Annotated in this window: 22 protein-coding genes; 14 read left to right on the top strand and 8 right to left on the bottom strand. The window is 34.9% G+C overall.

Annotated elements, in window-relative coordinates; translation table 11 throughout:
• Positions 1 to 61 precede the first annotated feature (61 nt).
• Positions 62 to 1,651, bottom strand: a complete 1,590-nt coding sequence (locus ACQ5J2_RS04815; RefSeq protein WP_432672598.1) for a L,D-transpeptidase family protein — start codon at positions 1,649 to 1,651, stop codon at positions 62 to 64.
• Between the two features lie 68 nt (positions 1,652 to 1,719).
• On the opposite strand from ACQ5J2_RS04815, the gene ACQ5J2_RS04810 reads away from it, so the two are divergent.
• From ACQ5J2_RS04810 to ACQ5J2_RS04800, 3 genes are all read left to right on the top strand, one after another.
• On the top strand, positions 1,720 to 2,220 hold the full coding sequence (locus ACQ5J2_RS04810) for a nuclear transport factor 2 family protein (RefSeq protein ID WP_432672597.1): 501 nt from the start codon (positions 1,720 to 1,722) through the stop codon (positions 2,218 to 2,220).
• A 247-nt stretch (positions 2,221 to 2,467) separates the two neighbouring features.
• Positions 2,468 to 2,905: a hypothetical protein gene (locus tag ACQ5J2_RS04805; RefSeq protein ID WP_432672596.1), complete on the top strand. Its 438-nt coding sequence runs from the start codon at positions 2,468 to 2,470 to the stop codon at positions 2,903 to 2,905.
• A gap of 17 nt (positions 2,906 to 2,922) precedes the next feature.
• Positions 2,923 to 3,507, top strand: coding sequence for a hypothetical protein (locus ACQ5J2_RS04800; protein WP_432672595.1), 585 nt, complete (start codon positions 2,923 to 2,925; stop codon positions 3,505 to 3,507).
• A 63-nt stretch (positions 3,508 to 3,570) separates the two neighbouring features.
• Here ACQ5J2_RS04800 and ACQ5J2_RS04795 read toward each other — a convergent pair whose 3' ends face one another.
• Positions 3,571 to 4,515 carry an L-threonine 3-dehydrogenase gene (locus ACQ5J2_RS04795; RefSeq protein ID WP_432672594.1) on the bottom strand — a complete coding sequence of 315 codons (945 nt, stop codon included), beginning with the start codon at positions 4,513 to 4,515 and terminating at the stop codon, positions 3,571 to 3,573.
• A gap of 136 nt (positions 4,516 to 4,651) precedes the next feature.
• Between ACQ5J2_RS04795 and ACQ5J2_RS04790 the strand changes: the two genes are divergently transcribed.
• Positions 4,652 to 5,245 carry a hypothetical protein gene (locus tag ACQ5J2_RS04790; RefSeq protein WP_432672593.1) on the top strand — a complete coding sequence of 198 codons (594 nt, stop codon included), beginning with the start codon at positions 4,652 to 4,654 and terminating at the stop codon, positions 5,243 to 5,245.
• A gap of 47 nt (positions 5,246 to 5,292) precedes the next feature.
• Positions 5,293 to 8,604 carry a transcription-repair coupling factor gene (mfd, locus tag ACQ5J2_RS04785; protein ID WP_432673260.1) on the top strand — a complete coding sequence of 1,104 codons (3,312 nt, stop codon included), beginning with the start codon at positions 5,293 to 5,295 and terminating at the stop codon, positions 8,602 to 8,604.
• Between the two features lie 36 nt (positions 8,605 to 8,640).
• Here the strand turns inward: mfd and ACQ5J2_RS04780 are convergent, their stop codons facing one another.
• From ACQ5J2_RS04780 to ACQ5J2_RS04770, 3 genes are all read right to left on the bottom strand, one after another.
• Positions 8,641 to 9,300, bottom strand: a complete 660-nt coding sequence (locus tag ACQ5J2_RS04780; RefSeq protein WP_432672592.1) for an aspartate kinase — start codon at positions 9,298 to 9,300, stop codon at positions 8,641 to 8,643.
• 74 nt (positions 9,301 to 9,374) lie between these two features.
• Entirely contained in the window at positions 9,375 to 9,737 is a 363-nt protein-coding gene (locus tag ACQ5J2_RS04775; RefSeq protein WP_432672591.1) for a YraN family protein, read from the bottom strand.
• A gap of 20 nt (positions 9,738 to 9,757) precedes the next feature.
• Positions 9,758 to 10,648 (bottom strand): S66 peptidase family protein, encoded by an 891-nt coding sequence (locus ACQ5J2_RS04770; protein ID WP_432672590.1) that lies wholly within the window; start codon positions 10,646 to 10,648, stop codon positions 9,758 to 9,760.
• 198 nt (positions 10,649 to 10,846) lie between these two features.
• Between ACQ5J2_RS04770 and ACQ5J2_RS04765 the strand changes: the two genes are divergently transcribed.
• The gene (locus ACQ5J2_RS04765) at positions 10,847 to 11,314 is read left to right on the top strand and encodes a hypothetical protein (protein WP_432672589.1); all 468 of its coding nucleotides are present in this window, start codon (positions 10,847 to 10,849) and stop codon (positions 11,312 to 11,314) included.
• A 69-nt stretch (positions 11,315 to 11,383) separates the two neighbouring features.
• Here the strand turns inward: ACQ5J2_RS04765 and ACQ5J2_RS04760 are convergent, their stop codons facing one another.
• Positions 11,384 to 12,529, bottom strand: coding sequence for a cystathionine gamma-synthase (locus tag ACQ5J2_RS04760; RefSeq protein WP_432673258.1), 1,146 nt, complete (start codon positions 12,527 to 12,529; stop codon positions 11,384 to 11,386).
• A 135-nt stretch (positions 12,530 to 12,664) separates the two neighbouring features.
• On the opposite strand from ACQ5J2_RS04760, the gene ACQ5J2_RS04755 reads away from it, so the two are divergent.
• The 3 genes from ACQ5J2_RS04755 to ACQ5J2_RS04745 all read left to right on the top strand — a co-directional run bounded on the left by ACQ5J2_RS04755 (position 12,665) and on the right by ACQ5J2_RS04745 (position 14,834).
• Positions 12,665 to 13,411: a DUF3298 domain-containing protein gene (locus ACQ5J2_RS04755; RefSeq protein ID WP_432672588.1), complete on the top strand. Its 747-nt coding sequence runs from the start codon at positions 12,665 to 12,667 to the stop codon at positions 13,409 to 13,411.
• Between the two features lie 191 nt (positions 13,412 to 13,602).
• Positions 13,603 to 13,953, top strand: coding sequence for an arsenate reductase family protein (locus ACQ5J2_RS04750; protein WP_432672587.1), 351 nt, complete (start codon positions 13,603 to 13,605; stop codon positions 13,951 to 13,953).
• Entirely contained in the window at positions 13,953 to 14,834 is an 882-nt protein-coding gene (locus tag ACQ5J2_RS04745) for a DMT family transporter (protein WP_432672586.1), read from the top strand. Before ACQ5J2_RS04750 ends, ACQ5J2_RS04745 begins: the two co-directional genes overlap by 1 nt.
• A gap of 258 nt (positions 14,835 to 15,092) precedes the next feature.
• Here ACQ5J2_RS04745 and ACQ5J2_RS04740 read toward each other — a convergent pair whose 3' ends face one another.
• On the bottom strand, positions 15,093 to 15,272 hold the full coding sequence (locus ACQ5J2_RS04740) for a hypothetical protein (protein WP_432672585.1): 180 nt from the start codon (positions 15,270 to 15,272) through the stop codon (positions 15,093 to 15,095).
• Positions 15,273 to 15,556: 284 nt separating this feature from the next.
• Here ACQ5J2_RS04740 and ACQ5J2_RS04735 point away from each other — a divergent pair, with 284 nt between their 5' ends.
• The 3 genes from ACQ5J2_RS04735 (at position 15,557) to nadD (ending at position 17,722) form a co-directional block, all read left to right on the top strand.
• Positions 15,557 to 16,417 carry a YicC/YloC family endoribonuclease gene (locus tag ACQ5J2_RS04735; protein WP_432672584.1) on the top strand — a complete coding sequence of 287 codons (861 nt, stop codon included), beginning with the start codon at positions 15,557 to 15,559 and terminating at the stop codon, positions 16,415 to 16,417.
• Positions 16,418 to 16,497: 80 nt separating this feature from the next.
• Positions 16,498 to 17,076, top strand: coding sequence for a guanylate kinase (gmk, locus tag ACQ5J2_RS04730; RefSeq protein WP_432672583.1), 579 nt, complete (start codon positions 16,498 to 16,500; stop codon positions 17,074 to 17,076).
• Positions 17,077 to 17,131: 55 nt separating this feature from the next.
• Entirely contained in the window at positions 17,132 to 17,722 is a 591-nt protein-coding gene (gene nadD / locus ACQ5J2_RS04725) for a nicotinate (nicotinamide) nucleotide adenylyltransferase (RefSeq protein WP_432672582.1), read from the top strand.
• Position 17,723: 1 nt separating this feature from the next.
• Here the strand turns inward: nadD and ACQ5J2_RS04720 are convergent, their stop codons facing one another.
• On the bottom strand, positions 17,724 to 18,620 hold the full coding sequence (locus ACQ5J2_RS04720) for a LysR family transcriptional regulator (RefSeq protein WP_432672581.1): 897 nt from the start codon (positions 18,618 to 18,620) through the stop codon (positions 17,724 to 17,726).
• 164 nt (positions 18,621 to 18,784) lie between these two features.
• Between ACQ5J2_RS04720 and ACQ5J2_RS04715 the strand changes: the two genes are divergently transcribed.
• Positions 18,785 to 19,462: a type 1 glutamine amidotransferase domain-containing protein gene (locus ACQ5J2_RS04715; protein ID WP_432672580.1), complete on the top strand. Its 678-nt coding sequence runs from the start codon at positions 18,785 to 18,787 to the stop codon at positions 19,460 to 19,462.
• 5 nt (positions 19,463 to 19,467) lie between these two features.
• Complete coding sequence (locus tag ACQ5J2_RS04710; protein WP_432672579.1) at positions 19,468 to 20,625, top strand: iron-containing alcohol dehydrogenase; 1,158 nt, start codon at positions 19,468 to 19,470, stop codon at positions 20,623 to 20,625.
• Positions 20,626 to 20,859: the final 234 nt, after the last annotated feature.

Here is a 20,859-nt window from a genome sequence, read left to right as displayed (position 1 = left end):
AGTTACATAAAAAAGGCTATCGTTCATTCGATAGCCTTTTTTTTATACCATCAATTTACCCTTACTCGCTTTCTTTTTCTGTCAATAAAGCCGCTAATTGAGCATCTCGTTTGTACACATCCTTATAAAAATTTAGGTTTCCATCTCTGTCCATCCATGTGGTAAAATATCCAATGTAAACAGGAATCTCTTGATTTAAAGGATACCATTTTTCGGTACCTTTATTCATTGCTTGGTCAATTTTTTCAGGAGTCCAATTGGCGTCCGTTGCTAATATGGCTTCCGCCAAATCTTTAGGTTTTGCCACCCGGATACAACCGTGACTAAATGCCCGACTTTCACGCTGAAACAAGCTTTTAGACGGTGTATCGTGCAGGTAAATATTATTACTGTTTGGGAAAATAAATTTTACTAGACCCAATGAATTCCGAATACCAGGCTTCTGGCGTACGTTACCATTATTCCACTCCATATTGTGATTTGCGAGATAATTACTATTCTTCTTAATTCCCGGAATCACCTCATTCTTTATAATACTCTGCGGAATATTCCAATACGGACTAAATACAATATACTTCATCTTGCCACTAAAAATAACGGTTTGATGCATTGTGGTACCACCAACGACGTCAGATTTTAACGCTACTGAATCATTTTTTATGTAAATCAACTGATACGCCGGAATATTGACAACAATATATTCTTTATCTTTCGAAATATCGGACGAAATCCATCGACAACGCTCCATGTTAATCATAATTGTTTTTATTCTATCATCAACAGAAACATTCATGGCTTCAATAGTATTCCTTCCAATTATTTTATCTGTCAGAAAACCATGTCTTTTTTGAAAATTTAAAACGCCGCTTGCCAGATTTTCATCAAAAATTATACTACCGGAATCTTTTTTCAAATCACCTGTTAAAACAAGCCTTTTTCTAATGTTCAAAATAAATGCTGAACTGTCTTTAAGTCTCAACGACTTAAAATCTTTTGGTATTTGAATAGAATCCCAACCTCCTTGTTTAGCAACTTTTTGATAATACTCTAATCCAACTTTTAATAAGTAATATTGTTTATTTAACTGTGTCTCTTTGTTGACCAAACCAGGATTAGCCAAAAGAGTGTCCAAATAGTTCACATAAGAAGTAGATTCCCGCTTTAAATACCACCCCATTTCTTCTCTTTTTTTCTGGTCAATACCACCTAAAACTTTAGAAGTATAAAAGAAGTAATAAGACGTCAAGAACAATTCATTTTCTAAATTAGTAACGGAGCTTTTATGCAACATCGCATCAAAAACTTCTTTATAAGGCACTTTTTGCATAATTCCATCCGCCGAAATAGAATTAATTCTATTGTAAAGCACCTCCGCTGTTTCCTTTCTACCTTTGCTGTCGTGCCACAAATAATTAAATCGCTGTTTTCTATAAACGGCTAAAACATCATTTTGATAAGGCTTCAGATCTGGATACTTTTGAAAAAATGATTCCAATGAAAGGCTGTCAAAAGGCTTTAATTCAGGATCAGGCTGATCTAGCTTCATTTCATAATTTGCTACAACTTTTGGTTTTTCTTTACATTCTATAAAAAAAAACGAACTACAAAAAAGCACTCCAATTAAGGATATAACCCATTTCTTATTCTTCATTACTATAAATTTTTTTACTTTATAAATTTACTACATTTACCAAGATACATCTTAATATATGAAATTTTATGAAATTAAAAAAGCTTCTACTTCCTCTATTTTTCATTAGTACCCTTTGCTATTCTCAAACTGATAAATCAACACAGACAAAAGTTAATATTGTCTTGGATTCTTGGCATCAAGCTGCAGCAAATGCTGATTTTGAAACGTATTTTGATTTTATGTCAGAAGATGCAGTATTTATCGGTACGGATGCTACCGAAAATTGGCAAAAGTTAGAATTTCAAAAATACGCAAAACCACATTTCGATAAAGGCAAAGCGTGGAATTTTAAAGCATTAGAAAGACATATTTACTTGTCTGCTGATGAAAAAACAGCATGGTTTGACGAACTTTTAGATACACAAATGAAAATCTGTCGTGGCTCTGGCGTATTAATCAAAGTTAAAAACAAATGGAAAATTGCACACTATGTTCTTTCTATGAGTATTTCTAACGAACTTTCTAAAGAAGTTATAAAACTTAAAACAGATTTAGATGATTTACTCATCGAAAAATTAAAGCGATAACTAATCGCTTTTAAAGAAAATCTAGAAATTAATTCATTATCTGCGAGTTAGTTTTTATCCCTTCTATTTATATTATTTACCACTGCACTTTTGAATTTTCTTTTCAAGAGGTTTTTCTATATGTTTTTATTTAAAATTAATATAAATAGTTTAAAATAACATTTATTGAAAATTCTATAAAACCAAGGCTTGACAAACAACGTAAATTAGTCTATAAAAGAAACTCAAACCAATAAATTATATAATTATGAAAATAAATAAAAAACTAAAAATCGCAGCCGGAAGCGTACTAGGTGTTTTTTTACTTCTATTTGTAGTATTAGTAGTCCACATTGCCACTGCAAAACCACTTGTTTATGACAACGCAAGCATGCAGTTAAGTCGAATCGACTTTAATGAACCCATTGACAGTTTGATGGCGAAACAAATCACTAGCGACATGAAAAGTATTGCCGGCGTAAAAAATCCTTTGGTTGTTGCCAAAAATAATGTGGTAGTTTATTACCATGACATGAGTGTCGCAAATTCTGAACAAGTTTACAATCAACTGATGAAGAAGGGAAATTATAACGCAAAACGCTATATTATTTCTACCGCATTAGCGTCAAAAGAAGTTTGTCCTGTTATGGATAAAAATAGCTTCAACTATAAGTTTTCAAGAGGAATACAACGAATTTTTAATTAACTATAAATACTTTTATTATGACTAAGTTTTCAAAAATCGCACTATGTGCATTGATTATTGGATCTAGCGCTTTTTTCACATCATGTGATGATACGCCAAATCCTAAAAATGCCGTAACAAAAACACTTTACCAAAAATTAGGTGGAACAACTATGGTTACTGACCCAGACGACAGTTCTAAAATGATTGAACAAGGACGTTTGAGCTTCCGATTAGTAACAAACTCTACAATTCAACTTATTGTAGCTGATATTACGGCTGGAAATACTGGAAATTTTGCAGAGCATTTTGCACCATTACTAGCTGAAGTTGGAGCGGGAAATAACACGAATGCCGCAGTATTAAGTAAAAATATTACTGATATTTTCTCAGTAGCTTCAGGTGGTCAAGCCACAAATACTTATTCAGGTTTGGATATGGTTACAACGCATGACCCAGCTTTAAACCCAAGAATGGGTAAAAAAGTAAGTAATGCTGATATGGATCGATTTATCGGTTTCGTTGGTGAAGCTGCAGGAATCAATGGAGTTACAGACCCAGTTATTATCGCTGAAGTAGTTGCTCTACTTGAAACATTAAGAGCACCTATTGTTCAAGGATAATTCATTCTTACGCTAATTAAAAAATGCCATTCAATTTATTTTTGAATGGCATTTTTTTTATTGTTATTTATCTGAAAGATGTTCGAGCATATCAACCGTCATTCTTTCTAAATCAAATTCATGATTCCAACCCCAATCCTGTCTTGCCGATGAATCATCAATACTAGCCGGCCAACTATCGGCAATTTTCTGACGGAAATCAGGAGCATAGGTAATTTCAAACTCGGGAATGTGTTTTTTAATTTCTGCAGCAATTACTTTTGGTGTAAAACTCATTGCAGCTAAATTATAAGAAGAACGAATTTTAACATCCTCTTTTGGAGCTTGCATAATCTGAATCGTAGCTTTAATCGCATCATCCATATACATCATCGGCATTTTGGTCTCTTCAGATAAAAAACATTCGTATTTTTTGTCTTCCAATGCCTTGTAGTAAATGTCAACAGCATAATCTGTCGTTCCGCCACCAGGAAGCGACGACCAACTTATTAAACCCGGATAACGAATACTTCTCACATCAACTCCATAAATATTATGATAGTATTCACACCATCTTTCACCTGCTTGTTTACTAATTCCATAAACAGTAGAAGGTTCCATAATGGTATACTGTGGTGTTTGCTCTTTTGGAGTTGTCGGCCCAAATACAGCAATACTTGACGGCCAAAATATTTTTTTTATTTTTCCGTCTTTTGCTAAATTTAAGACGTGAAACAAGCTATTCATATTTAAATCCCAAGCAAAAGCAGGATTTTTTTCCGCAGTTGCAGAAAGCAAAGCTGCCATTAAATATACTTCATCAATCTCATATTTTTCAACTAATTGTTGAATTTGATTATAATCTAAAGCATTTAGCACTTCAAAAGGACCTGAATTAACAACGTCAATATTTAATTTTCTAATATCTGAAGCGATTACATTTTCAGTACCGTGTTGTTGCCTAAGTTTTTGTGTCAGCTCCGTCCCAATTTGACCACAAGCTCCAATAATTAATATTTTAGTTGCCATAATTTGTCTGTTGTTTTTCTGTCGCAAATATAACGTTTTCGTAAAGAAAAATTGAAGTGCTAAATAGTTAATAATTTGCAATTCATAACTAAAAATTAAGATAACCTCTTTAACTTTGTATTCTAATTATTTACGAATGAATTTCAAGTTTCTAACACTTTTATTGCCGTTATTAGTACTTATCTCTTGTCAAGACGAAGATGCGGTTCGTGAAAAAAATCGGCTAAAGAATATTGAAAAATCAGAATTAATTTTTGAAAAAATCAATAAAAATTGGAATTTCAACAAAGTCAAATCATCAAATGAAGTGGATGAAATTTTGAAAAATTGGAATCAATGGAATGATTTTTCACGCGAAATGGAGCAAAAACCAAAGTCCTCCATCAATGCTTTTCGCAAAAAAGCAATCGCTCTTTCGAAAAAGGCAGAGGATTTAAGTTTAAAAATTCCTGAGAAATTTGACAATCCACAGATAAGAAGTCGAATTTCAATAATTATAACTCAACTTCATGCATTGGATTTGTATATCAATTTAGACCAAATTCCTGCAGAAAAAGTAATTGCAATTATTCCGAATGTAAATAAAGGACTAAAATCTTTAGAATCGCAATTTGAAGAAATTTTACGAAAAGAAAAAATACCAATGGAGCAAGGAGAAGCGGATATGATTAAAATGTTAGATACTACTCGAGCCATTCCTTCTACTAAACCTATACTTCCGAAAAATTGAGTACGAAAATAACTTCCATACAAAACCGCTACGAAAAGTCGACCAAAATTAATCAGATTGTAGAAAGTCTGACTGTTTCTGAGCAAAAGATTCACTTGAAAGGATTAATCGGTTCGTCGTTGTCTTTTGTAACACAAGCCATTTTTTCAAAAACAGAAAATCCGATGTTGTTGATTTTAGACAACAAGGAAGCTTCGGCTTATTATCTGAATGATTTGGAGCAGTTGATTAACGACCAAGATGTTTTGTTTTATCCTGGTTCCTACAGAAATCCGTATCAAATTGAAGATACCGATAATGCGAATATTTTGCTTCGTGCAGAAGTATTGAACAGAATTAATTCTCGAAAGAAACCCGCTTTAATAGTTACGTACCCTGAAGCACTTTTTGAAAAAGTTGTGACTAAAAAAGAATTGGATAAAAACACTTTGAAAGTTTCGGTTGGCGACCAAATTTCAATCGATTTCATCAATGAAGTATTATTTGAATATGAATTCAAACGCGTGGATTTCATCACAGAACCTGGAGAGTTTTCCGTTCGAGGTGGAATTATTGACGTTTTTTCTTTTTCAAATGATTATCCGTACCGAATAGAATTTTTCGGAAATGAAGTGGAAAGCATCCGAAGCTTTGATGTGGAAACCCAACTTTCTGTTGAAAAACAAAAGAAGATTAACATCATTCCCAATGTTGAAAATAAATTCTTTGCCGAAAACCGCGAAAGTTTTTTAGAATATATCAATCCGAAAACTACCATTTTAATTCACAATACGGATGGTTTATTTAGCAAATTAGACAAGATGTTTGAAAAAGCCGAAGTTGCTTTTGAAAAACTGAATAAGGAAATAAAGCATTCTGAACCTGAAATGCTTTATTTAAACCAAGCGTCTTTTATCAAAAAAGCATTGGATTTCTCGATTGTAGAATTGGGAAATAAAGCGATTTTTCGAACAAAAAATACTTTTGAATTTCACATTCAACCGCAACCCTCGTTCAATAAACAGTTTGATTTACTCCATAATAATCTCACTGAAAATCATTCAAATGGCATAAAAAATTATCTTTTAAGTTCCAACCTTCAGCAGGCAAATCGTTTTCAGGATATTTTTGAAGCTTTGAATGAAGACGAATTTAAAGACGCAACCAAATCGTATGACAACATCGTCTTCCCTTTATACGAAGGTTTTGTCGATGAAGAATTGCAAATTGCTTGCTATACCGACCATCAAATTTTTGAACGTTATCATAAATTTCACATTAAAAATGGATACGCTAAAAAGCAGACGATTACTTTAAAAGAACTTAACACGTTGTCTGTTGGCGATTATGTGACGCATATTGACCATGGAATTGGCAAGTTTGGCGGACTGCAAAAAATTCAAGTCGAGGGAAAAACGCAAGAAGCCATTAAATTGGTGTATGCAGATAACGACATTGTTTATGTGAGTATTCACTCGTTGCACAAGATTTCAAAATTCAATGGAAAAGACGGAACGCCGCCGAAAATATACAAATTAGGCTCGAATGCTTGGAAAGTTTTAAAACAGAAAACCAAAGCAAGAGTAAAACATATTGCATTCAATTTAATTCAATTGTATGCAAAACGTCGATTGGAAAAAGGCTTTCAATACAGTCCCGACAGTTATTTACAAAAGGAACTGGAAAGTTCGTTCATGTACGAAGACACACCCGATCAAGGAAAAGCGACACAAGATGTAAAAAACGACATGGAAAGTGACCGTCCAATGGACCGATTGGTTTGTGGTGACGTAGGTTTTGGAAAAACAGAAGTGGCCATTCGTGCGGCATTTAAAGCAGTTGATAATGGAAAACAAGTCGCGATTTTAGTTCCCACAACCATTTTGGCCTACCAACATTCACGTACTTTTTCAGAACGATTGAAAGATATGCCGGTAACGGTTGGTTATTTAAATCGATTTAGAACGGCAAAAGAAAAAGCCGAAACGCTAAAAGATTTGGCCGAAGGAAGATTAGATATTGTAATTGGAACACATCAATTGGTCAATAAAAATGTGGTTTTCAAAAATCTAGGTTTGCTAATTGTTGATGAAGAACAGAAATTTGGTGTTAACGTAAAAGACAAATTAAAAACGATTTCGGCAAATATTGATACGTTGACTTTAACAGCAACTCCGATTCCGAGAACGTTGCAATTTTCATTGATGGCGGCTCGAGATTTATCCGTAATCACTACTCCTCCACCCAATCGCTATCCGATTGAAACACATGTGGTAGGATTTTCGGAAGAGATGATTCGTGATGCAGTTTCATATGAAATTCAACGCAACGGACAAGTTTATTTTGTCAATAACCGGATTGAAAACATCAAGGAAGTTGCAGGAATGATTCAACGATTGGTTCCCGGAGCTCGTGTGGGAATTGGTCACGGGCAAATGGACGGAAAGAAATTGGAAGAATTGATGTTGGCTTTTATGAACGGCGATTTTGACGTTTTAGTAGCTACAACCATCATCGAAAGTGGATTGGATGTACCAAATGCCAATACGATTTTTATCAATAATGCCAATAATTTTGGACTTTCTGATTTGCATCAAATGCGAGGTCGTGTGGGTCGAAGTAATAAAAAAGCATTTTGTTACTTTATTTGTCCTCCGTATTCAGCAATGACGGATGAAGCTAGAAAACGGATTCAAGCATTGGAACAATTCAGCGAGTTGGGAAGTGGTTTTAATATTGCCATGAAGGACTTGGAAATTCGGGGTGCCGGAGATTTATTGGGTGGCGAACAAAGCGGTTTTATCAATGAAATTGGTTTTGAAACCTATCAAAAAATCATGAACGAAGCGATTGAAGAATTGAAGGAAAATGAGTTTAAAGAACTCTATCCTGCTGATGAAAATGCGCCACCAAAACCATTTGTGAAAGACATTCAGATTGATACCGACTTTGAATTATTGTTTCCAGATGAGTACATCAACAATATTTCGGAACGATTGAATTTATATAATGAATTGAGTTTAATCAAAGATGAAGAGGCTTTGTTGGCTTTTGAAATTAAACTAGTGGACCGTTTTGGACCTTTGCCAAAACAAGCGCTTTCATTAATGAGTAGCATTAAAATTAAATGGATTGCCACGCGATTTGGAATCGAAAAACTCGTGATGAAACAAGGCAAAATGATTGCTTATTTTGTTTCCGACCATCACTCGGCATTTTACCAATCGCCTCAATTTACAAAGGTGTTACAGTTTGTGCAAACCAATCCAAAATTAGGTAGAATAAAAGAAAAGGAAACTCCAAAAGGATTGAAATTGTTATTGACTTTTGATAATGTGAAATCTGTGAGACGGGCTTTGGAACTAATACAAATGTTATAAAAAAACGCCTCTAATTAGAGGCGTTTTCATTTAATCTTATAGTTGTTTTAAATCCTTAATGACTTTAAAAGCGACATCTACTTTATCTTCACTCACGAAAATCGTGAATTCATACGAAGTTGAAATTACTTCATTAACCGTAATTCCTTCCCAAGCTAATCTTTGGAAAATAAAATAATACACTCCAGGAGTTGAAATATTATCTTTTGGAAGCTTGATGGTAATTGATGCTAAATTAGCCGTTGAATCAATCAATTTTTCGCTAGCAAAATGTTTATCAACTAAATGAGCTACACTTTCGCTAATCACAATATTGGTTTCATTGACGCCACGAGATGACGTATAAAAAATATCTGAATGTTCGTGGATTTCAGTAATTAATTCGGCTTGACTGTTTAAAATGGTATCCGAAACAGCAAAGTTATAATCCACTAAAGAGGAACGAACAGTGATTTCGCCAATATTCTTTAGCACTTTTGTAATCTTGTGATTGACGCGAAAATCTAAATCATCAGACAATCGTTTTAAAGCCATCACGACAGCACCTTGCTTGACGTCTTTGCCTAATTCTCCTTCAAGTTCAGACATGATATTCCGTGCCAATGAAGTTAAATTAATGATTCCTTGCGACAAAGCACTGAGTAGGAAAGGTTTGGTTTTAATGTAGTTTTCTACAATGGAAGAAACAGTTTTCATAAAATTTTAGTTGTGTGTTTTGCAAATATAACATTTATATACATTTTGTTATATATGTAACGTCAAAAATAATTTTAGAAATGATAAAAAGCATCTTCAAGGTGTTCTATGATAAATTCTTTATTTATATCCTTGTGAATTGCTATAATATCAAATCGAATATTAACGTCCATATCGTTACTAATTACATACTCGTTTATCGCCTTGACCAGTAACTGTACTTTTTTAGGCTTTACAAAGTCTTGTGGCAATCCAAAATTTGTACTACTTCGCGTTTTGACTTCAACAACTGCGAGAACATCGGCTTTCTGAGCAATAATATCAATCTCAGCTTTTTGAAAAGTCCAATTTACTTCAAGAATTTCATAGCCGTTTTTTTCTAAAAATTCGACAGCTAATTTTTCGCCTTCCTTTCCTAAATCATTGTGTTGTGCCATAATTTAAAAGTGAAAGTTATTTATTCAAAAACTACTTTTGTTTCCTTATCGTTAACCTCCAGTGTGATAGTTCCTCCCAAAATTAAAGCACGATTATCCTTAATATGACCGGCTGGAAAATTATATGCCACTGGAATACCCAATTCTTTTACCGTTTCTTGAATGATTTCTAAAGCATCTTTTCCCCACGGAATCGTGTTGTCGTTCATTGAAGTCATTCCTCCAATAATAATTCCTTTTAGGTTTTTAAGCGAACCATTTCGTTTTAAATTCGTCATCATTCGGTCAATATGATACAAATACTCGTCTAAATCTTCGATGAATAAAATTTTATCTTTGAAATTAACTTCCGAAACTGAACCTTGAATACTGTATAAAACTGATAAATTTCCGCCTACTAGTTCACCTTTGGCTTGACCCAATTTATTAAATTTATGATATGGAATCGCATAGGAAAGCTTTTCTCCAAAAAGTACTTTTCGCAAACTTTCTTTAGCAGCTGTTGTCGCTGATGCTGTTGAAATCGCCATCATAGCATGCAATGTTTGAAATCCTAACTTATTGATATGACTGTGTAACACCGTTACATCACTAAATCCGATAACCCATTTCGGATTTTTCTTGAATTTTGTAAAATCAATTCGATCCACAATTCTAACCGTTCCGTAACCTCCTTTTGCCGCCCAAATGGCTTTAATCGAAGGATTATCGAGCATTTCCTGAAAATCAGTTGCTCTTTGCCAATCGGCTCCCGCCAATTGGTCGTGTTCCATTCCGATTGTTTTGCCAAGAATAACTTTCAATCCCCAACTTTCGAGCAACTTAATTCCCGATTGTAAAGTAGATTTATCAATTTTTCTGGCAGTTGCAACAATGGCAACAGTATCGCCTTTTTTAAGATTTTGTGGCATTATTGGTTTGTTTTGAGCAAATAAAATTGGACTTAGAGTTGATAACAGAAAAAGTAAAATTAACTTTTTTAAATACATTAGGACTATACTTTATTTAAATTTTGGTCTTACAAATTAACGAAAACTAAAAATCAAATCCATATAATAGAACCATTTATTACACGTTCTATTAATTACTTTAAATCAAAACCAACTGTTATGAAAATCAAGTTTCTTTCAATTTTACTATTAACTATTGTTCTTAGTTCTTGTAACGAAAAGAAAATTTTTGATGAATTAAACAAAGATTTCACTGATAAAAGGTGGCAAAAATCTGAGGTTAAAGATTTTGAATTTTCCATTGACCAAGAAGCTCGTAATTACAATGTCAATGTTCATTTTGCTTATTTATCTGACTTTGTAATTAATCCAATTCCGATGACGGTAACGATTGTTCATCCTGACAATTCTGAAGAAATAAAAGAAATCAGCATTTTAGTAAAAGATAAAAATGGAAAAGAAACAGGTGATTGTGGTGGTGATTATTGCGACATTCGCGAATCCATTTTCAAAGATGAAGCGTTGAAAAAAGGAAACTATAAAATTACAATTCAGCAAAATTTTGACGGACAATATTTACCCAACGTTAACGGAATTGGTATAGAAGTTATCGCTCAAGCAGATTAATTTAAAACAAAAACCACTTGACCTAAATTCAGTCAAGTGGTTTGAATCAGAATAAACGATAATTCTGATTTATGATAATGCTTGTTCTAAATCTTCAAGCAAATCTTCTATGTCTTCAATACCCACACTTAAACGAACTAAATCATCCGTAATTCCTAATTCCAAACGTTTTTTACCAGGAACGGAAGCGTGCGACATCACTATTGGGTGATTCGCCAACGATTCAACTCCTCCTAATGATTCCGCCAAAGTAAATAACTTAATCTTCTCTAAAAACGAAATCGCATCATTTTTTTTACCCGATTTAAAAGTAAAAGAAACCATTCCACCAAAAGCTTTCATTTGCTTCTTAGCCAAATCATGAAAAGGATGCGATTGTAATCCTGGATAATAAACCGTTTTCACTTTCGCATGATTCTCCAAGAACTCCGCGACTTTTTGCCCGTTTTCGCAATGTCTTTGCATACGCAAATGCAATGTTTTGATTCCTCTCAAAACTAAGAAACTATCCATAGGTCCTAAAATAGCACCAGTTGCAAATTGTTGAAAGTGTAATTTCTTTCCTAAGTCTGCATCTTTAATAATCAATGCTCCGGCAATCAAATCAGAATGTCCGCCCAAGTACTTCGTTGCCGAATGCATCACAATATCTGCTCCTAAATCCAATGGTTTTTGTAAATACGGCGTTGCAAATGTATTATCAACTGCAAAAAGTAAGTTGTGTTTTTTAGTAATTTCTGCAATAGCTGCGATATCTGCCAATTTCATCAGCGGATTTGTGGGCGTTTCTAACCAAACTAACTTCGTGTTTTCATTGATTAATGATTCAAATTTATCCAAATCATTCATATCCACAAAGTGAAATACAATCCCTGAATCTTTATAAATATTCGTAAACATCCGATACGTTCCTCCGTACAAGTCATCCATTGCAATAATTTCATCGCCTGATTTAAACGTCCGAATCAAACAATCCGTCGCTGCTAAACCCGATGAAAACGCTAAACCTCTGGCCCCATTTTCAATACTCGCTAACGCATTTTCTAACGCTGTTCGAGTTGGATTGGCAGAACGAGCATATTCATAATCGGGATGAATGGGTTTTCCGGGACTTGGTTGTGCAAAAGTAGAAGTTTGATAAATCGGCGTCATTACGGCTCCAGTTGAAGCATCATGCTTTTGTCCGCCATGTATAACTTTTGTGTTGAATTTCATAAGAGAAGTACCTACTATTTTTATCAAATTTACCGTTTAATTTTGGTAATCCAAATTTGAGCGCACTACCTTTGTAAATAATAACTTTTTTTTGATAATAAGTGCTCATTTTTACGCCAATATAAATTTAATAGTATGAAAAAAATCCTATTCCTTTCTGCTTTAACCGCTTTATTAATAAGCTGTAACAACAAAGAACTCGAATTTACCACCCAAACATTCACGGAACAAACCACGTTGCCCTGTTCAGACAATTGCCCAAATGTGGAAGTCAAAATTCCTATTGCAAAAAAGGGAACCATTGCCGCCGACAGCATCAACAAACGTGTTTTTGCAGTAGTACGAAGTATCATTTATTTTGGCGAAAAACCCTATACAGGAACAGATTATAAGACGTTGCTTTATTCTTTCATCGGTTCCTATGAAGATTTAAAAAAGGAATTTCCAAAAGACACATTCGGATGGGAAGCAAAGCTAGAAGGTTCGATTCCCTATCAAACTGCAAATCTGTTGAATTACAGAATTGACCACTACACGTTTACCGGTGGTGCTCACGGATACCAAGGTGTTCGGTCATTAATTTTCAATCCAGAAACAGGTAAAATAATTACCAACGGAGGCTTGTTTAATGACGTAAATGCATTTACAAAATTTGCAGAAAAGAAATTCAGAGCCGCTTATAAAATTCCCGAAAATGACGGAATCAACTCAACAGGGTTGATGTTTGAAGGAGAAAAATTTGCTTTGCCGCTTACAATACTATTCAACGAAAAAGGACTTCTTTTGTATTACAATTCGTACGAAGCTGCATCTTATGCAGACGGTCCAAAGGAAATTCAACTGACTTACAGTGAACTTGAACCGTATTTGAAAGTAAAATAGTTGCTCTACAACATTTTCTTTTTATAGGTTCCCCCATTTTCTCTCGCAAAGTCGCTAAGACGCAAAGAAAACAAATCTTGCTTTGCGTCTTAGCGACTTTACGAGAGATTAAAAATTTGAAAGAATTTTTTTTTAACCAAAACCTTCATAACCTCACCCAAATAATTTTCCTTTGCAAATTAAATTTAATCATGGACAAAATATACTACCTCGCTTCCTGCGACACCTGCCGCAAAATCATCAAAAACCTTCCCAAGTCAATTGAAATGGAGTTTCAAGACATCCGTCAAGACCCAATGACACCCGAACAATTGGATGAATTGTATCAAATGACAGGCAGTTACGAAGCGCTTTTCAGCAAAAAAGCACAGCTGTACAAGTCCATGGATTTGAAAAATAAAAACCTTACCGAAGACGACTATAAAAAATACCTGCTCGAACATTACACTTTTTTGAGTCGTCCAGTTTTTATCATAAAAGGAAAAGTGTACGCGGGAAACAGCCAACCTAACATTCATGCGGTAACGCAAGCTCTAAAATAATGTCTAAACGATATTTAGCGTTAATCGCAGCCACATTTGTCTCCATAATTTACGGCGTCACTTTTACCATTGCCAAGGACGTAATGCCTACCTACATTTTGCCCTACGGCTTCATCGTTTTGCGCGTTGGAGGTTCAGTCATTTTGTTTTGGCTCATCTGGCTTTTTCTTCCCAAAGAAAAGATAGACCGTAACGATTTCCCTAGAATCATTGCCGCAGCCTTCTTTGGCGTAGCCTTTAATATGCTCACCTTTTTTAAAGGATTGAGTTTAACATCGCCTATTTCTGCCTCGGTTTTAATGGTCACCACACCTATAATTGTACTCATTCTTTCGGCAATAATTCTTAAAGAACGCATGCTGAAAAGAAAGGTATTCGGAATCATTTTAGGATTGGTAGGAACTGCATTTTTAATCCTCTACGGAAAATCGGTGGGTGATGCAACCAATGCCAATTTGGGTAACTTACTCGTATTTGCAAACGCCATTTCCTACGGATTTTACCTCATTGTCGTTAAGAAATTAATGGACAAATACAGTGCATTTACGTTTGTAAAATGGATTTACCTCTTCGGATTCCTCATGGTTTTGCCCTTTGGTTTTACCGAATTGCAAGCCGTAGAATTCCGTGCAATTCCCATTGACATTGCTTGGAAAATCGGTTTTGTAGTAGTGTTCTCCACATTCCTGACCTATTTATTGAATTTACTTTCCATGAAAGAGTTGAAACCCACCACTGTTGCCGTATTTATTTATCTGCAACCGGTTTTCGCCACGATTTTTGCCATCGGATTGGGAAAAGACGAATTGAATTTAGTTAAAGTTGGTGCAGCAATCCTCATCTTTTCGGGAGTGTTTTTGGTTACTCAAAAAAAGAAATAAGTTTTTTAGGAGCGAATGGCTTGGGCTTATCAGGTTTTCATTTTCCCGCTATCCGTTGCAATCTCCCGAAGAAAAATCGGGAGGATTTCCACTGCTATCGGGGCTAGACGGCATTCTAAAGGAGTTTTTGGTTTCCTTTTTCTCAAAAAACGCAATTATTTAAAAAAAGCAAGTCATCAAAGAGGTTTGATTGTCGGAAAAAGACTGTGGGAAGCAATCAAAGTAGTTTGATTGTCAGAAAAAGTTTGTAGGAGCGAATCAAAGTGGTTTGATTCCTAGAAAACAACTGTGGGAAGCAATCAAAGCGGTTTGATTGTCAGAAAAAAGTTGTGGGAACGAATCAAAGTGGTTTGTCAGCTCCAAAAGCACTTTGGCATGCGTCCAAGGGGTTTGACGACCTAGATAAAAAGATAAATTACCAAAAATTGCAATTTCCAACCCTTCGAGGGTTTAAAACCCTCGAAGGGTTGAAAAAAATGTTGCCCATTTAGTTGCTCCGTCAAATAAGCGGTTTTGGAAAGCCTATACCATGCGTTTAGTCGCTCGCCAAACAACGTATTGACAAAAAAAACGGATAATAACCCTCCAAAATAGATTGTTTTTAAAGCGAGATGCCCTAATAATCATCCCTAAAAAACCCTATTAAACCCAACAATTCATTTAAAACAAGACCCCAACAGCTCATTTCTTTTCCTTATATTTGCTTTCTTTTTAAAATACTTATGATACAATCGATGACGGGTTTCGGAAAAGCAACCATGCAACTTCCAAACAAGAAAATTACAGTAGAAGTAAAATCGCTAAACAGTAAAGGTTTGGATTTAAACGTCCGAATTCCTTCTGTGTACCGCGAAATGGAACTGGGTTTACGCAACCAACTTTCAACCGTTTTAGGACGCGGAAAAGTAGATTTCTCTATTTTCATGGAAAACACCGCTGAACAAACTTCTGCTAAAGTCAACGTGCCTATTGTAAAAGCATACATCGCTCAACTGAAAGATGTTTATGCCGATGCCGATGTTACCGAATTGATGAAAATGGCCGTAAGAATGCCGGACGCCATGAAAACGGAACGCGAAGAAATTGACGAAAACGACTGGAATCTTATCCAAAACGTTATTGACGAAGCCTTGACAAACATGCAATCTTTTAGAGTTTCTGAGGGAAGTGCTTTAGAAAAAGAATTTGTGCAACGCATTGGCAACATTATGACTCTAATGAATGCCACAGTTGCCTTGGATGGTGAACGAATTGAAACTGTAAAAACAAGACTTCGCACGGCAATTGACGAATTAAAAGTAAACATTGACGATAACCGTTTTGAGCAAGAATTAATTTTCTATCTTGAAAAATACGACATCACCGAAGAGAAAGTACGTTTAGAAAATCACCTGAATTATTTTGTAGAAACGATGGCTGGAAGTGAAGCTAACGGTCGAAAGTTAGGTTTTATCACCCAAGAAATTGGTCGCGAAATCAACACGATGGGTTCTAAATCCAATCATGCTCAAATGCAGAAATTAGTCGTTCAAATGAAAGACGAATTGGAGAAAATTAAGGAACAAGTTTTGAATGTATTGTAACGTATTAAGATTGGAGTATTAAGTATTAAGACGGGTTTGCAAGTAGTAAGGCAAAAACTTTAAACCTGAAATAAAAGATTATGAACAACGGAAAATTAATTGTTTTTTCAGCACCTTCGGGTTCAGGCAAGACAACGATTGTAAAATACCTTCTTGAACAAAAAGAACTGCATTTAGACTTTTCTATTTCGGCAACATCGCGCGAAAAACGAGGTGATGAAGCACATGGAAAAGATTATTACTACTTATCTGCAGAAGAATTTCAAGCTAAGATTGCGGCAAACGCATTTGTGGAATACGAAGAAGTGTACAAAGACAACTATTACGGCACGTTAAAAACCGAATTGGAACGCATCTGGGCTTTGGGCAAACACGTGATTTTTGACATTGATGTGATTGGTGGTTTGAACATCAAGAAACAATTCCCAAATAAAACATTAGCTGTTTTTGTGAGTCCGCCTTCCGTGGAAGAATTAGAAAGACGCTTGCGTTTCCGCCAAACAGAAACCGACGAGAAAATCCAAATGCGATTGGCGAAAGCCGAACGTGAAATTGCGGAATCGGATAAATTTGACATCATTTTGAAAAACTATGATTTGGAAATTGCCAAGAATGATGCGTACACTTTGGTACATGATTATTTAAAACTGGTGGAGTAGCATTTTTAATCTCCAACTAAATCCTAAATCTTAAACCCTAAATCTTAAATCAAAAATGAAAGTAGGATTGTATTTCGGAACTTTTAACCCCATTCACATTGGCCATTTGATTATTGCCAATTACTTTGCTGAGTTTACTGATTTGGAGCAGATTTGGATGGTAGTCACGCCTCACAATCCGCTAAAAAAGAAGAGCACATTGCTTGATGATTACCACCGATTAGAAATGGTTCATCTGGCTACCGCAGATTATCCTAAACTAAAACCTTCGGATATTGAGTTTAAACTTTCGCAACCTAACTATACTGTAAATACGTTGGTTCATTTAAAAGAGAAGTTTCCCACACATGAATTTGCCTTAATCATGGGTGAAGACAATTTGAATTCCTTGCAAAAGTGGAAGAACTACGAAGTGATTTTGCAAAATCATGAGCTATATGTTTACCCTCGAATTTCCGCTGAACCCAAACCTGAACTTCCTTTTCTGAAAGATTTCCAATCGAAAATCCATATTATTGAAGCTCCCATTGTAGAAATTTCGTCTACTTTCATTCGAAATGCGATTAAAAACAAGAAGAACATCGCTCCAATGCTTCCGGGAAAAGTAGCCGATTTTATTGACCATAATTTGTTTTACACCAAGTAAATCAACACAAAACTTTTTTCAATTGGTCTTCTATCAATTGTGCCCCAGAATTAAAACTAGCATTTTTTGCCGATAATAGATAAATTGAGGTCAGTGGCATTTGGTCACTTTCCCAAAGTACTTGCAACCGTTCTTCTTCAATAAAAGACTTGGCATTGATGTTCCAAGTAACCGTTACACCTGTGTTCTTTGAAAGCACTTCTAACATTTCATATTCAGATGGAATAATATAATTAGGAATCATCGACGGACGTTTCTTATTGAACACATGCAACCAAAATAGTTTTATATGCGGAATTCCTGCATCGTGGCTGTACCATTTTTGCTCGTTTAACCAACTTTCAATTGCTACATAATCACTTTCCTTAATACTGCTTTTTAAAGTGTTTGCATCAAGATTGGTAGAAGCCACAATAATTTGCTTCATCTCGCCAACCTTTGTCTGCAACGTATCAAATGTATCGTACTTGTCGGTTACAATAGCGAAATCAAGCTTCTTAGCATTAACCAACTCGAATAAGGCATTGTTTTCATGAAAACTAAAATCGATATAATCGAATTCAGAAATCAACTTACTCCCGAGACTATAAAATAAATGTTTCGAAATACCTACCGTAATCAATCTATTTGCATCCAACGCTTTCGACCTGAAACCATTTTCTACATTCTCCAAACGGTCGAGTGCTTCAATAATTAAGTTGTTCAGTAGTTTCGCATATTCCGTTGGCTCCACTCCTTTTGACTTTCTGTTGAATAATTTGTAACCCACATGGGCTTCCAACATGGAAATCTGCTGACTGACCGCTGGTTGACTGATAAATAACTCTTTTGCTGCCAAAGAAAAGTTGCCGTTTTTATATACTGATTTGAAGGTTCGATACCATTCTAAATTCACCATGATATAAATATATTTATCACAAACATAATTTAAATTATTTTTACAAATAACATAACTGTTGTAAATTTGTAAAACAAAAATCAAATATGAACAAAAGAGGATTATTATTAATCGTAATTTTAACAATGAGTTGCATCACTGCAATTTCACAAAATAAAAAAAAGATGAAAAAAGTATTATTTGTAGTCACTAGTCACGATAAACTAGGAGACACAGGAGAAAAAACCGGATTTTGGATTGAAGAGTTAGTCGCTCCTTATTACGAGTTGTCCGATAATGGCGTTCAAATTGACATCGCTTCGCCACTTGGAGGACAGCCGCCTATTGATCCAAAAAGTGCTGACCCATCTTCAGTAACAGAAGACACAAAAAGATTTGATAACGATACTGCTTTGCAATCTAAATTGAAACAAACGCTCAAATTAGCGGATGTAAAACAAGGCGATTACGATGCTGTTTTCTACCCAGGTGGACACGGACCATTATGGGATTTAGCAAACGACAAGAACTCGATTGCATTAATCGAGTCATTTTATATGAATAACAAACCTGTTGCTTTTGTTTGTCACGCTCCTGGCGTATTGAAAGACGTTAAAGTAAATGGTGACTATTTAGTGAAAGGCAAAAAGGTAACTGGTTTTACGAATTCAGAAGAAGAAGCGGTTGGATTGACTAAAGTTGTTCCTTTCCTATTAGAAGATGTATTAAAATCAAATGGCGGAATTTACTCTAAAACAGCAGACTGGAATCCTTATGCTGTGGAAGATGGATTATTGATTACAGGTCAGAATCCAGCTTCATCAAAACTAGTTGCAGAAAAATTACTAAAACAATTAAACTAAAAAACATGTTAAACTTCGAACTATACAATCCTACCAACTATATTTTTGGAAAAGGGCAAATGGAAAAGTTAAGTACTTTAATCCCTAAAAATGCTAAAGTATTATTGGCATACGGCGGAGGAAGTATCTTCAAAAATGGAATTTACAAGTCTGTTATGGACAATCTAAAAGATTTTGAAGTAACAGAATTTGGCGGAATTGAGCCAAATCCCCATTTTGAAACATTGCAAAAAGCAGTTGCTATTGTAAAGGAAAAAAAGATTGATTTTATTTTAGCCGTAGGTGGTGGAAGTGTGATTGATGGTGTGAAATTCATCTCAGGAGCGACAAATTACGACGGAAATCCAATTGAAATTCTACAAAAGAGAATTTTGATTAAAGAAAATACAATTCCTTTTGGAACCGTGTTGACTTTACCAGCAACCGGAAGTGAAATGAATTCTGGAGCAGTGGTTACCATCGAATCTACTCAAGAAAAATTAGCTTTTGGAGGTTCTGCTTTGTTTCCTCAATTCTCAATTTGCGACCCAACCGTAATTGAATCATTGCCAAAAAGACAAATTCAAAATGGAATTGTTGATGCTTTTACACATGTAATGGAGCAATATTTAACGTATCCTCACGAGGCTTATTTGCAAGATAGGATAGCCGAAGGAATTTTGACTACGTTAATAGAAATAGGTCCAAAAGTAGTGGAACACCCAACGGATTATGCTTTAGCATCAAACTATATGTGGTCTTGTACGATGGCTTTAAATGGGCTTTTGAATAAGGGCGTACCAACAGACTGGACTACTCACATGATTGGCCATGAATTAACGGCTTTATACGGAATTGACCACGCAAGAACTTTGGCAATCGTTGGACCTCACTTGTACACCGTTCTTTTTGAAACTAAAAAAGAGAAACTGGCTCAATACGGAAAACGTATTTTTCATTTAGCGGGAAGCGACGATGAGATTGCAAGAGAAGCAATTAATAAAACCGTAGAGTTTTTCCACTTAATGGGAATGGACACCAAACTATCTCAATATACCGATGATTTCGAAAAAGCGGCTTCGTTTATTTCAAATCGTTTCCAAGAAAGAGGCTGGATTGCTATGGGAGAAAAACAAAATTTGACTCCAGAAAAAGTAAAGCAAATTGTAGAAATGAGTTATTAAAAGCTACCAACTTCAAATCAAAAGGCACTGCTGAATATTTTTCAGCAGTGCCTTTTTCAAAACACCAAAAACAAAATCTTAACTAACTCTAAACTTTATAACTAATAGGAATCTGATCCTACTGTTACATTATAACGCAAGTTTCTAAAATATAGTATACTGAAAATCATAATTTTAACTTTATTTTAAAAAAATAATTCAAAGAGCCTTTAAACACGCGTGTTCATTGGAGAA

The organism is Flavobacterium sp. SM2513, from assembly GCF_050908145.1.
GTDB lineage: Bacteria > Bacteroidota > Bacteroidia > Flavobacteriales > Flavobacteriaceae > Flavobacterium.
This window is presented reverse-complemented; position numbering and strand designations above follow the sequence as displayed.